The 13,691-nt window shown below is 38.7% G+C and carries 10 protein-coding genes; 3 read left to right on the forward strand and 7 right to left on the reverse strand.

The window, feature by feature from the left end; translation table 11 throughout:
- Positions 1-81: 81 nt before the first annotated feature.
- The 4 genes from priA to gmk all read right to left on the reverse strand — a co-directional run bounded on the left by priA (position 82) and on the right by gmk (position 4,167).
- Complete coding sequence (gene priA / locus AACH31_RS07310) at positions 82-2,451, reverse strand: primosomal protein N' (RefSeq protein WP_161830856.1); 2,370 nt, start codon at positions 2,449-2,451, stop codon at positions 82-84.
- A 214-nt stretch (positions 2,452-2,665) separates the two neighbouring features.
- Complete coding sequence (gene tnpA / locus AACH31_RS07315) at positions 2,666-3,121, reverse strand: IS200/IS605 family transposase (RefSeq protein WP_161832950.1); 456 nt, start codon at positions 3,119-3,121, stop codon at positions 2,666-2,668.
- Between the two features lie 192 nt (positions 3,122-3,313).
- On the reverse strand, positions 3,314-3,541 hold the full coding sequence (gene rpoZ, locus AACH31_RS07320; protein WP_161830855.1) for a DNA-directed RNA polymerase subunit omega: 228 nt from the start codon (positions 3,539-3,541) through the stop codon (positions 3,314-3,316).
- A gap of 2 nt (positions 3,542-3,543) precedes the next feature.
- Positions 3,544-4,167, reverse strand: a complete 624-nt coding sequence (gmk, locus tag AACH31_RS07325; RefSeq protein WP_161830854.1) for a guanylate kinase — start codon at positions 4,165-4,167, stop codon at positions 3,544-3,546.
- Positions 4,168-4,401: 234 nt separating this feature from the next.
- Here gmk and AACH31_RS07330 point away from each other — a divergent pair, with 234 nt between their 5' ends.
- The gene (locus tag AACH31_RS07330) at positions 4,402-6,105 is read left to right on the forward strand and encodes an Rqc2 family fibronectin-binding protein (protein ID WP_161830853.1); all 1,704 of its coding nucleotides are present in this window, start codon (positions 4,402-4,404) and stop codon (positions 6,103-6,105) included.
- Between the two features lie 40 nt (positions 6,106-6,145).
- On the opposite strand, the gene AACH31_RS07335 is transcribed toward AACH31_RS07330, so the two are convergent.
- Positions 6,146-7,420 carry a VanW family protein gene (locus AACH31_RS07335; protein ID WP_338617325.1) on the reverse strand — a complete coding sequence of 425 codons (1,275 nt, stop codon included), beginning with the start codon at positions 7,418-7,420 and terminating at the stop codon, positions 6,146-6,148.
- A gap of 38 nt (positions 7,421-7,458) precedes the next feature.
- On the reverse strand, positions 7,459-9,522 hold the full coding sequence (locus AACH31_RS07340; RefSeq protein WP_338617327.1) for a hypothetical protein: 2,064 nt from the start codon (positions 9,520-9,522) through the stop codon (positions 7,459-7,461).
- A gap of 188 nt (positions 9,523-9,710) precedes the next feature.
- Here AACH31_RS07340 and AACH31_RS07345 point away from each other — a divergent pair, with 188 nt between their 5' ends.
- On the forward strand, positions 9,711-10,634 hold the full coding sequence (locus AACH31_RS07345) for an exonuclease domain-containing protein (RefSeq protein ID WP_338617329.1): 924 nt from the start codon (positions 9,711-9,713) through the stop codon (positions 10,632-10,634).
- Between the two features lie 347 nt (positions 10,635-10,981).
- On the opposite strand, the gene AACH31_RS07350 is transcribed toward AACH31_RS07345, so the two are convergent.
- Positions 10,982-12,760: a M15 family metallopeptidase gene (locus AACH31_RS07350; protein WP_262953504.1), complete on the reverse strand. Its 1,779-nt coding sequence runs from the start codon at positions 12,758-12,760 to the stop codon at positions 10,982-10,984.
- A 165-nt stretch (positions 12,761-12,925) separates the two neighbouring features.
- Between AACH31_RS07350 and AACH31_RS07355 the strand changes: the two genes are divergently transcribed.
- Entirely contained in the window at positions 12,926-13,417 is a 492-nt protein-coding gene (locus AACH31_RS07355) for a CotY/CotZ family spore coat protein (RefSeq protein WP_161830848.1), read from the forward strand.
- Positions 13,418-13,691 lie beyond the last annotated feature (274 nt).

Raw genomic sequence — 13,691 nt, forward strand, 5'->3', positions numbered from 1 at the left:
ATAAAATGTTTTACAATCGACATCGACTCTAATTATTATTAGCACATCTATCGACATTTTACTACTACCATCCTCATTTTTTTAACTAAATTGATAAGGAAAGAAGTCAAGTGATAAATTAACCGTTCCTTCTTGGAAGTAAGTCAATAACTGTACTAAAACGCCCCTTAATCTAGGCTCCTGCTTATATTTTATCATAAAATACATTCTAAATCGCTGATTAATACGACCCACATAAGGCATCGTTGGGCCAATGATCACACAACTATGTCCCAGTTGATTCCTTAAATATTGATTCACCTGATCACAGGCCTTAATTAACTCATTGTAATCTTCACTATTTAACATAACACTTGCCAAGTAGTAATACGGAGGATAACCAAAACGACGACGCATTTTCATCTCCTCGACATAAAAGGCTTGGTAATTTTGTTGGACCACACATTGCATCACATAGTGATCAGGACTATACGTTTGAATCAAAACCTCACCCTCAAGTTCATGCCTTCCGGCCCGACCTGCAACTTGGGTTAATAGCTGAAACGTCCGCTCTGCCGCTCGAAAATCTGCTAAATGCAGCATTAAATCCGCAGCCAATACGCCAACTAATGTCACATCCTTAAAATCTAATCCCTTCCCGACCATCTGTGTTCCAATTAAAATATCTGCTTCCTTTCGTTCAAAGGCCTCTATTAACTCCTGATGGGATCCCTTCTTTGACGTGGTATCCACATCCATTCGCATCATCTTAGCCGTAGGAAACTCTTCTTGTAAATACTCTTCCACCTTCTGCGTTCCTAACCCAAAAAAGCGCAATTCATCACTCTGGCAAGCGGGACAATGTTTAAGTAAAAACGTTTCAAATCCGCAATAATGGCACTTGAGTTTCTGATTTGATTTATGATAAGTTAATGAAACATCACAATTTGGACAATTGACTACCTCGCCACACTCACGGCATTGCAAAAAGCTTGAATAGCCTCGGCGATTCAAAAGAAGCACGACCTGCTCCTTCCTTTCTAAACGGGTCGCAATCGCTTGACGCAACGCTTCACTTAAAATTAACTGATCCCCTTTTGCACTTTGTCTCATATCTACAAGCTTTACGGTAGGTAAAGTTGCTAAAGAAACCGCACGTTGCGAAAGGGTCAGCAAACGATAGACCCCCTTTTGTGCACGAGCAAAAGACTCTAGGGACGGGGTAGCACTCCCAAGAACAACAGGACAGCGATGAACCGTTGCCCGCCACTTAGCCACCTCGATGGCATGATAGCGCGGAGCCTCTTCCTGCTTATACGTTGCCTCATGTTCCTCATCAATAATAATCACACCAATATCTTTAAACGGAGCAAAGATCGCCGAACGCGCACCAACAACAATCTGAACCTCCTGCTTTAACACTTTACGCCACTCATCATATTTTTCCCCCATCGATAAAGCACTGTGTAAAACAGCGACCCGATTTTGAAATCGGCTCTTAAAACGGCCCGCAATTTGAGGCGTAAGTGCAATTTCTGGAACAAGCATAATCGCCTGTTGTCCCCGATTAATCACAGATTCAATTACCTGTAAATAAACCTCAGTCTTTCCGCTTCCCGTAATTCCGTGAAGCAAAAACACATCATGCGACTTGGATTCAACAGCCGATAAAACACTTTTAACAGCCACTGCTTGTTCTTGATTTAAAGGCAACGCTTGGGATTGAGGATAAACATGATCCGCATACGGATCGCGATAGGCCTCTACCTCAATTTCTTTCACCACTCCCTTATCAATCAACGTTTTTAACACCGCATGGGTGACTTGCAATTCAGACATCAAACGCGACTTTAAAACAGGCTGGTCGTGTTCACTTAAATAAGACACGACCAACTTCTGCTTATTCGCGCGATTAAACATTGAAAAATCTACTATCGGCTGTGTTAGTGCCACATATTTAACCATCTTTTTGCCTAACTTATCTTTAACCTCATAAATAAGTTCTACTTCATTTTGTTCAAGTGCCTTTTTCACCTCTTTCAAAAGCCCCTTAGGAACCTGATCATAATCAACTAAATCCGTATGAGAAAATAATGATTGTATCGAGGGGTGAGTCGGTTGACTTAAACACAGCAATTTCTTTTTATATTTAGCACGCATTGCATTAGGAATCATCGCCTCAAAACATTGAATCATCGTACTGCCCGTTTCAACACTTAAACTCATTCCTAGTTCTTTTAACTCCTCATTTAAAACAGGAACCACATCAATTAACTCTTGAATAGGTCGAAGTTTCTTTAATTCGGTTCCCTCTTTTAAGGAAATAACAAAGCCCATAACTGTTCGTGGACCAAAAGGAACAAGCACCCTAACACCTGATTGAATGACATCCCTTAACTCTTCGGGTACTAAATAGTCAAACACCTTATTGACAGCCTTATTTTTGATATCGACAACAACCTCCGCAATCATTTACAGCACCTCCGACCACTCTTCCTCTTATTATAGAATATCTCATCCTTTATAATCATTTCAAAAATAAAAACTACCCGTCAAACGGGTAGTTTTCTCCAGGGCTATAAGCCCTGATTACCGGCTAGCGTCTCAAGGCGCTAGCTTTCACTTTGTTCAAGCTACTTGCCATTGCCACCTTTGCTCACCCCTAAAGGAGTGTTCGTTCTACTGGCTACCCCTTAAAGGGGTCTTCATATTCTTTTACACTTAATTTATCCATCGCAATATCATGCTTTTCCTGATCCTGAATATATTTCCTTATCGTTGCCTCATTTAGGCCAACCGTACTGACATAATATCCTTCTGCCCAAAAATGCCGATTTCCAAATTTGTATTTCAAATTTGCATGTTTATCAAACATCATCAATGCACTCTTTCCTTTCAAATATCCCATAAAACTAGATACACTCATTTTAGGTGGAATACTTACTAACATATGTACATGATCTGGCATTAAATGCCCTTCAATAATTTCAACTCCTTTATAGGCACAAAGTTGTTTTAAAATATCTCTTATACTTGTTTTATATTGATTATATATTATTTTTCGTCTATACTTAGGAGTAAACACAATATGGTATTTGCACATCCATTTTGTGTGCGATAAACTATTTGTTTGATTCGCCATAAAAATCACCTTCTCTTCTAAAATAGTAGCTTGAACAACTCTATTATAGGAAAAAAGGTGATTTTTTAATGGAGTTATAAACTTTTATTCGCCACCCGCATAGCGGGTGGTTTTATGTTTCACACGCTTTGCGTGTTCAACAGACTAAAGTCTCTAATAAAAACCTTAGCGTTGGCTAAGGTTTTTTTCAGCTTATTGTTCTTTTAATTCAAAATCAACAACATCATTTAAGATTTCTTCTAATGCTACCCCTACCGGTTTAGCACATTTCGCTGTCGGTAAACCATCAACATAATCTAATTGAGATTGTCCATCGTTTACAATTTGACGTGCACGTTTAGCCGCGATATAAGCAATTTTATATTTTGAATCGACTTTATCTAATAATTTATCAATTGATGGGTAACGCATTCCTGTCATTCTTATTCAACCTCCACGATGTTTTTATTGTAATACTCTAATACACGATTTGAACGTGAGTGTTCAGCCTCAATAATGACCATAATACGATCACGCGCATTTTCAACCGTATCATTAATGACGATATAATCGTATTCATGAGCAAGTCCGATTTCAGACTCCGCTTTTTGCATACGTTTATTAATAACTTCCATCGCCTCTGTTCCACGCGTCATAATACGATTGCGAAGTTCTTCCATACTTGGAGGCGCGATAAAAATAAAACATGCATCCGGCATCACATTTTTTACTTGTAACGCCCCTTGAACTTCAATTTCAAGGACAACATCTTTTCCTTCATCCAACTTTTTCTTCACGTAATCTAATGGAGTTCCGTAATAGTTTCCAACAAATTCAGCCCACTCCAATAATTGACCTTGATCAATTCTATCTAAAAATTCTTCTTTTTCAACAAAGAAATAATCCACGCCATCCACTTCTCCAACGCGTGGCTTTCTTGTTGTCATTGAAATCGAATACTCTAAATTATGGTTTTCTTGTTTGAATATTGATGCGCGCACAGTTCCTTTTCCTACACCACTAGGACCTGATATGACTATTAGTACGCCTTTTTCTACTAATCTCATGCATTCACTTCTCCTTAAACTTTCATTCCACTATAATAGCATGAATTTAAATAAAATTAAATAGTTCCATCTCGAATTTCTAACGAATTATTATCTCATTCATTGTAGACATTTTTTTAATATCTATACACTATCTAGCATTATTATGATATTTTTCGGTGTTTTTATGTCTAATCATTTTAAAAAATGCTATACTTTTAAATATAAAATTAGTGTTAAAGAGGTGATTTTTCAATGGCTTTTGACGGTCTTATGACATCAAGCGTTGCCACGGCGTTAAAAGAAACTTTAACCGCCGGTCGTATCAACAAAATTTATCAGCTATCCAATCACGAAATTCTCATGCAGATTCGTGCTGGTGGAAAAAATCAAAAAGTCCTATTTTCCACACATCCCGCTTATGCCCGCGTCCAAATTACACACCTAGACTATCATTATCCAGACGAACCACCGATGTTTTGTATGTTTTTAAGAAAACATCTAGAAGGGGGAATCATTCACCATATCGAGCAAATTAATCACGATCGAATCATTAAATTTACGATTCGTCATCTCAATGAACTAGGGGATCAAATGGTAAAATTTTTATATATTGAAATCATGGGAAAACACAGTAACCTCATTTTAACAGACCCTTCCCATCGCATTCTTGATACCATTAAACACATTTCACCCCTGGTGAACCGTTATCGCTCACTTCAACCAGGGGCGACTTATATCCTCCCGCCCCTTCAAGAAAAACAATCACCTACGCCTGTTAGCTTTGAACTTTTTTCTAAGCTCATCACCGATCAAGAACGTTATGATAAACAACTTGTCGCTCAATTTCAAGGATTATCCCCACTTATTGCCCGTGAAATTGTTTATCGCAGTGAAACAAACGCATTAAAAGACCTTTATCAGGCGTTTACTGACACGATAGAACAAATAAAACACGATCCCTCTTACCATTTAATGCTAGGAGCTAAAGAAAACTTTTATCTTATTCCTCTCTATCACACACATAGCGAGCTCATTTTATGTGAAACCCTCTGGGAGATGTTCGATCGCTTTTACTTCGGCAAAGATGAACGTGACCGAATCCGTCAACAATTTTACGATATCGAACGTTTTATCCGTCAAGAATATGAAAAAAATGCAAAAAAATGTGACAAGTTAAATCAAGAATTAATAAATTCTGAAAAAGCGGACGAGTATAAACAATTAGGGGATCTTATTTTGGCGAATATTTACCAAATTCAAAAGGGAAGCACGTCTATTCGAGTGCAAAACTTTTACTCAGAAACACTAGATGAAGTGACCATCGCGTTAGAGCCTATGTTAACTGCCTCAGAAAATGCTCAAAAGTATTTTCAAAAATATACGAAGGCTAAAAATGCCGTCAACTATATTATTGAACAAATGGATCATGCAGAAAAAGAAATGGCTTACTTTGAGACGCTAATGTTACAAATGGAAACTGCAACCTTAAAAGATGCCTATGAAATTAAAGAGGAACTTGAACAAACAGGCTATTTAAGAAAAAAACAAACAAAAAAACGCAAGACCTCTTCAAAACCAAGTATTGAAAAATACTTATCAACTGATGGGGTTGAAATTTTTGTCGGAAAAAACAATCTTCAAAATGATTATCTTACTCATAAATTTGCACGTCGTCATGAATGGTGGTTCCACGCAAAGGATATGCCTGGATCGCACGTCCTTGTTCGTAGCGACGCAGATGAGCTAAGCGAAGCAACTATTCGCTCGGCTGCACAACTCGCCTCTTACTTTTCAAAGGGTCGACTGTCATCAAGTGTTCCAATTGATTATACCCGCGTGCGTCACGTCAAAAAGGTGCCTGCTGCACATTTAGGCTTCGTGACTTACGATAACCAAAAAACGATCTATATTGATCCAGATGAGCACTTTGTAATGAACTTAAAAAAATTAAAATAATCACCATAAAGGGAGGGGCTAATTAGCCCCTCCCTTTATTTTATTTGGATTTCTTTTTATAAACACTCGTATGCAAAAATTTCTCATAGACAACCTCACCTTCCGCATTATAGCCATAAAGCGTCGTATCGGCCTTAAGCCCATGATCATAAACCACCGTCTTTGGCTCATAACGAATCCCATGTAATGCATCAGCATTCGACCAAAGCTCAACGGTCAAGCTCCCATAAGCCGCGTACGCATAAATATAAATCGGATAATCGAGCATATTAATAAATTTTAAATCCACCGAATAATCTACCATGGTCGCATCTTGTCCTAATGGAACATAACTCACCGGCAAACTATGGTTTCGACGTTCCGTTGCCGTAATACCCGCCAAAAGGTGCGCATTATATAACGTTGACGAAACTTGACAAATCCCTCCTCCAACCCCCGGAACAGGTCGACCATTAAAAAAGACGGTGGAATTAACATAGCCATTTTCAATACTTACCGGAGAGACTTTCTTAGCATAAGAAAACTGTTCTCCTGGCATCAAAATGGTCTGACTAACTTTCGAAGCCGCAAGTTCTACATTTTTAGCACGCGGAATTCCTGGTAAATAAGTCGTTGAGTAAGAAGAAATTTTCGCATTAATCTTTCTCAACTCTAATACATCGTGTTCCCGAGGATCCGTTAAAAGGTTCGCTTTAACTTCAATTGAATCACCTGTCGCCTTCTCTAATGTTTCTATGATTGAATCACGAAGCTCTTCTGCTAAAATTAATTGCCCATCTCTTCCCTCGTTAAGAACTAATTGATTATACCCCTGCATGTCAAACGTCGGTTCAATTTTTTCAATATACACCTCTTTTTCAATGAGACGTACCCATTCTTCAATTAATTGCTGATCATACTTATATTCTAATGAAAGGTCATATTGTATCGGTTCACGAAGCTGTGTCGCCCATTCTATCGATTCTAACTCTTTGAACTTTAAAAGAAGATCATCAACTAATAACTCACGCTGGCGTTTTAGTTGCGGATGAAACGTCGATAGCTTGGTCTCAAACGTTTTATCTCCTGCTAAAACAGTTAACTTTCGCTCTGATTGTTGATCTAATTTATTTTCAATCACTGACAAAATTCCTTCATGATCGATACTTGTGATTTCTTGCCCATCAATAAAAAAACGTGGCATAGCCCCGCCCTCTTCAGCGAAGGCAACGATTTCCGTCATCAGACATCCTAATCCTATCGTTAATAAAAGAAACAACGTATGAAGAAACAGGACTGCCCTACACATCATCCGCCACGCTATCGACTTCCACATCGTTTGACCTCCTCAATTATTCTAACCATCATCTCTTATTAGAATGTTATAAACAACTCTTGTTTATTCTCAAAAACGACAAGATCTCCTATTTTTTGTTGTGAGAATGATTGTTTTATTGCCCCATAACGCCGATGTTGTCTCTTTTTTTCATTTCTTTTTTCAAAATTAAAAATGGATTGCCCACACAACAACGTTTGCATCCTAAAAAAATAAATTTCATTGGACAAACCTAATCGCCGTTGTCTTACCCGTTGAATTTCCTTATTCAAAAAATGCAGGATAGGTTCTGAGGTCAAAAGCATTGTCTGACAAATGTCCTCATAACAACGTTGTGCCACCTGATATCTATTAAAATTTTCAATTCCCCAGCAAATCACATCGCCTTCATATCCCTTCATCTTCAACGTCGCCGCTTCAACTCTAGCCGGTATAAACACTCCCTCACCATTCACGCGATATTCCCGGCTTCCTCCCCCTTTATAACCAGCTCTTTTTTCTGAGTATTCTGGTTGATGCTGGCGCAGACATTTTAATAAAGTTTCTTTAGTCGATAAAACCTCTAATTCATAAAGTCCTTTCGCTATTTTCTCTGATGCATCTGGTGGAATGATTTGAAAATGGGTTAACTTTAAGCAAGATAAATCAATCTCATCTAAGGAGGCATCGAATGGGCATGGTTTTAGAAAGATGCCGTTCTGTTTTAATTCCTGTCTCAATTTATGCGATAGCCGACAGGTCAAGGTCTTCTGAACAAGTTCACCATTCTTAATTAAATCATACGTCCGGTAAACATAAGCCTCCCGCTTTGCATCCCGATGATTTTTTTGTACGACTCCGCACAGTTTAACCGTAAAATACACGTTCATTTTTGTTTGACTCGCCTTAACCGTAACAACCCGGGCAGGTTTTCCTAAAAAGGAGGCGGTAAAACAGAGATCATTTCGACTGTCAGAGACGACCAAAGGACGTTCAGCTCGATAATAAAGTTGGGTAAACGGATCGTCTAATAGCCGCTTTAACACATCAAATACAGAAAACCTTGAATTTAACGAATCGCTGATTTGATGGCGACTGGCTCCTTCATCAAGATATACCAAGCTTTGCTTTAGTTCATTCACTGAATATCCTTCGTAAACAACAGAGAACAAGGAAGTTTCGCGCAATAACTGGCTCGCCTCATGAATAAAACGGTGTTTGAGTAGATAGTAACTATATGCTAAACGAAACTGTTCCTCCATAGATTCGGAGATGACTGAAGGATTTATTTTTATAAGCTCCCCCTCTAAACTAAGCGCTCCATCAAACGTAACAATAAGTTGTGAGACCTGCTCAATCCGTTTAGGATGGCGAACCCGGTTCGTCTGTCCCATTAAAAAATAATCTTGATTTTCAATGACCCACTGGCGATTTTCCTGCGTTTTCAAACAAGAAATCCACCGTTTTAACCGGCGACGATAGCGAATGGCCTCACAGTAAGGATAAAAATCCCCCGTTTGCCCCGTTTTAGCAAGGCGAACTAAAAAGGGAAGATAACAGTTCCCCATTCCTACAACGTAAGTCATCACATGATGAGAAAACAAATCTAACATCCAACCATAACAACGCGACCATTCTATCGAAAGCGGGTACCGTTTCGAATAAAGATGTCCTGTCGTGACAATAATAACCTGCATCTTTTCGAAACTGCTTCTTTGGGTTGCCCATAAAAAAACTTCTGCTAGAGCCTCAGATAAAACGCATTCCCCGTCTCCACAACATTCCTCTAACTGTCGATGCAACTGATCAATTATTTGTTGTGGTTCTTCGAGGGTGGCCTGTTCAATTAACCCAATCAGTTCACCTTCCCCACCAAATAACAGAAGGGAGAGTTTGTGTTTTTTTCCAATTGACTTAACCGTTTCCGTCACTAGGTCCTTAAGGTCCTCTAAGTGCGCGGCCATTAAGGAAGAACCATCGATTAATAAAATGGTATGTAAAGTCGCACGTTTTTGAATAGGCGACACCATTTCATAAAAATATCCCATTTTTCTTTCATTAGGTGATAACTGTACTTCCTTCTTTCCTAAACTATAAACCCTTCGTCCACTCACGCGTTCCACTGAACATCCCTCCACCCATTGATTGTTATCCAATATATGAAGGGGTCCTTTATATTATTCAATGAACATCATCAGGAACCCTCCCTCTTTAATCCCTGATATTTCTTCTATGACTTTCCTTTCATTTATGTTAATCTCTAAACGATCCCCTCTTTTCATACAAAGATGGAAATATAAAGGAGAATATTATGAACTTTGTCGCTATTGACTTTGAAACCGCCAATGAAAAACGGGCCAGTGCCTGTTCCCTTGGACTTGTCGTCGTGAAAAACAGCCAAATCGTCGACAAACGCTATTACTTAATCAAACCGAAAGAATTACGCTTCGCCCCTATGAACACTCGAATTCACGGCCTACGGGCAACCGATGTTAAAAATGAAAAGGAATTTAATGAGCTTTGGCCCGAGATTAAAGATTTATTTGAGCATCAGTTTATTGTGGCACATAACGCCTCATTTGATATGGGCGTCTTAAGGGCTACCCTTGATCTCTACCACATTCCCTTTCCTCATTTTGACTATAGTTGTAGCATGCTATTCTGTCGAAATTACTTTCCCCTTCTTGAAAATGCAAAGCTAAACACGGTCAGTCACCACCTAGGCATTGCCTTTAATCACCATCACGCACTAGCCGATGCCCTAGCCTGTGCAACCCTTTTATTAACAGTCAACAAAGAGTTAGGGTCTCCTTCCATCAGGGCACTCTTTCAACACGTCGGTATCACCCCAGGATCTGTATTTGAAAAAGGATACCAAGCACCTAAAAGGGGAAAATCGATGGTAACCTCTCAAGCCTCACCCCATTCAGTTACTTCCTCTCTTTTCAACAGCCAAACTGATTTTTTCAAACATCAAACCGTTGTCATCACTGGGCCCCTCCAGTCTATGACGAGAGCGGAGGCAATTGCTATCATCGGTCACCTTGGAGGGACGGTGGGGAGTTCCGTTACCAAAAAGACAAATATTCTTATAACTGGGGGACAAAAAATATATGAATTATCCCCTGAGGAAATGACTACTAAACTAAAAAAGGCAATCACGCTTGTTTACCACGGACAAGACATTCTTTTTTTAACCGAAAATGAATTCCTCTCCATCTTAAGAGGCGAATAATTGGTGATCATCTTATGATAAAAAAGGTTCCTACATTTATAGGAGCCTTTTTATTTTTTCACACGCATCTTAGGGCCGTCTTCTTTCATCGTTCATGGACTAAAAAACATGATTCCCCCTCTTTTTCTAAAAAGAGATATTTCCTCCCCCTCCTTTTATTTCCTAACTTTTCGACACGCTATTTTTAGTTATTTCCCAGCACCACTCATTGGCGATAAATATCGACACAACATTTCCCGACATGTTTTTCAATTACCGTGATGCGACATCTATTTCCCGACAAAATCAGTGTTGTTTTTGGGAAATAAAAAAGAGTGCAAATGCGCACTCTTTTTCCCTTTTGTTGGCTACAATTCGTATTTTTCCTGACTATTCAAATCGTCATCTTCTTGTATAGCTTGACTTTTATCTGGTGTTTCCTCAGAGGGAGTTTCCTCTTTCGGATGATTCCGTTCATCTACTGAATCATCACCCTCACGGGACGACTCACCCGATACATCTTCGTTATCACCTAACTCGGATTCATCCTCTTTTGGTTTAGCTGAGGAATCTTGTTGATCGTCTGCTTTGTCCGCCGGTGAATTTTCTGACTCCTGTTGATTTGGAACATTTTCTTTATCTTGGTCTTGTTTATCGTCCTGTTTATCTTTACGATCAACGGCAGCGTCGTCGTTATTTTCATCCTCTTCGTTTGAATTTGATTGATCAAGTATTCCATAATTTAAGATATAGTCTTCAAGCGTCCAATCTTTATCATGGATTTCAGTCGCTACTTCAACACCTACATAGCGAAGATGATAAGGTTCATAAAAATAACCCACCTCGGATTCCCGATTTTCCGGATAACGAAGGATAAATCCATATTCATGCGCGTGTTCTAGTACCCACTTTCCTTCGTCGGTATTCGCAAATTCAAGGGAAAGTTCATTATTAATCGTTGGTGTCGTAATATCAATCGCCAATCCGGTTTGATGTTCGCTATGACCAGCACGACTATTAAAGGAATCCGCGTATTCAAGCCCCATTTCATAAACATCTTGATCGTAAAGGTTTTTTTGGACCTCATATGAAATATATCCGTTTCGTAAGACTAAATCATACCCCGCTTCTTTCGCCTTTGCAAAGAGTAATTCGGTTGCATCAGCAGCGTCACGACGTAAGTAATTCGTATTCACTAAGGAGTGTTCAGTTAACGGGACCTCTACCGGAACAAAATCAGTAGGCGTATAATTAGCGGCAAGTTGATAGTTTTGATTGACCAAAACAAGTAGGCTATCAACATTTGGCGTTTGAACAATATCCTGATAGAAATTTGATTTAACATTAGGATACTTAGCGTATTGTAGGGCATAGGTCACCGAATAATTTTTCTCTAAACTTAAAATTTCATCATAAATAGAAAAACGAGAGGGATCAAAGCTACTTGACTTCATTAACTCAAGGGCCTGCTCAGGTTTAATCTCAGTTTCCATGAGCGCCTTCAAATTAACTAATCCGAACTTTTGAAATAACTTCTCTACTTCCTCAGCCGCATACCCTTTTTCCTTCAATCCAGGTAAGACAACATCTTGGTATTCATCGACCATCGCCACAACTTCGGTTGGCTTAAGTGTCGCATTCTCCTTCTCATAGGCGACATAGCCAAGTAATGTCATCATATCTTTTTTCGTTTCCTGCGCATAATTTAATAATCGATTGAGGGTCAATACGTCCACTGACTCCACATAAGTTTTAAACTGCGGATCGGAAAACCAACCTTTAATAACATCCTCTTCATAACCCTGTTGAAGTAATGTTGGAAAAAATACATGGTCTAAAAAGGTTGCTAAATAAACAACCTCATTGGTCTCAAGATCTTTATAATGTTTAGAAAGCTCGACATAAGAATCATAGCAGTCGTAATTAAACCCTGAAACTTCTAAATACTTTTCTAAATCTTTGCTGCTTCGATGATCATCAATTAAATCTTGAACTAACTGAGGATGATTTTCCTTCAACTCCTGAATTAGTGAGTGATCATAACCAAGCCTTCTTAACACCATTTCATCACTCATCATATACGAGTAAAAAAATACACCGCAACCAAGTAAAGTGGCTACCCCAACTGGGACTAATACTTTTTGCATCTGACATTCACCCCTTTTCAAATCTTTCTTAGTATGTACCAACTTTTTAAAAATAAACCTAAATTTAGCAATTACAAGAAGGAATTTAATCAACTATTTTGGGTTTTTTAACTAAACGTTGCCCTTTATCTCACATAAAGTAATAGTGTACCTGGAGGTGATTATATGAGTTGTGAATGCAGTACTTCATCCACAAATACGAACTCAAATACCAAATATGCAAATTGTGTCGCAGACACTGTGCGCTTCATTAATCGATTACAACAAGCTGTTGTTCCTACTGAAATTGGTTGCAATCGTTGCAATAACCCTGTTTTAGGAGAAACTTCACGGGCGAATACCCGTCCATTTATTCTCTATCTTAAAAATGGGGAGGCATTTAAACCGGCCTTCTTAACAGATAGCCCACAAGCGCCACTTCCTATCTTTCGAGTTGAAGATGTCTGCGGAAATTGCGCCACATTAAGAGCTTTAGCAAGAAAACACCCTGGTTGTATGAGCGAAGGATTCGAATTTGACGATTGTTGCGAACATCATCATGATGAATTAGTTCCAACGCGCACTTGTCTCATCGTTAATTTGAATGATTTCATTGCCATTCAATGTCTTGACGATGTCTTCCTTAATTTAGAAGTTTGCGATTGTGCGCGTTTATAAAAAATAGATGGTTAGAGAGGGTCTTAAACGTAAAGGTTAAGACCCTTTTTGAATAATCATCCCCTTGTTCAATTCCCCTCTAACATTTAAAGTTAAAAAAAGGGATAAATCCAAGACTGGATTCACCCCCTTTTAAACCTCATCTGTTATCTATTTCACTTTATTTTATATAAATTTATTTTTATACTAAAAACCTCGTATCTTTTGCTCGCGTTCCCTTAAATGAATTTGGAACTCTTCAATATCTTCTTGTGTCGCTTTATTTTTAATCAAT

Origin of the sequence: Turicibacter faecis, assembly GCF_037076425.1 — a bacterium.
GTDB lineage: Bacteria > Bacillota_I > Bacilli_A > MOL361 > Turicibacteraceae > Turicibacter > Turicibacter faecis.

Bases quoted from the DNA above. Each gene is read 5' to 3' on its own strand.
- AACH31_RS07330 (WP_161830853.1), top strand. From the start codon at position 4,402: ATGGCTTTTGACGGTCTTATGACATCAAGCGTTGCCACGGCGTTAAAA.
- priA (WP_161830856.1), bottom strand. From the start codon at position 2,451: ATGATTGCGGAGGTTGTTGTCGATATCAAAAATAAGGCTGTCAATAAG.
- rpoZ (WP_161830855.1), bottom strand. From the start codon at position 3,541: ATGACAGGAATGCGTTACCCATCAATTGATAAATTATTAGATAAAGTC.
- AACH31_RS07355 (WP_161830848.1), top strand. From the start codon at position 12,926: ATGAGTTGTGAATGCAGTACTTCATCCACAAATACGAACTCAAATACC.
- AACH31_RS07345 (WP_338617329.1), top strand. From the start codon at position 9,711: ATGAACTTTGTCGCTATTGACTTTGAAACCGCCAATGAAAAACGGGCC.
- AACH31_RS07335 (WP_338617325.1), bottom strand. From the start codon at position 7,420: ATGTGGAAGTCGATAGCGTGGCGGATGATGTGTAGGGCAGTCCTGTTT.
- gmk (WP_161830854.1), bottom strand. From the start codon at position 4,167: ATGAGATTAGTAGAAAAAGGCGTACTAATAGTCATATCAGGTCCTAGT.
- AACH31_RS07350 (WP_262953504.1), bottom strand. From the start codon at position 12,760: ATGCAAAAAGTATTAGTCCCAGTTGGGGTAGCCACTTTACTTGGTTGC.
- tnpA (WP_161832950.1), bottom strand. From the start codon at position 3,121: ATGGCGAATCAAACAAATAGTTTATCGCACACAAAATGGATGTGCAAA.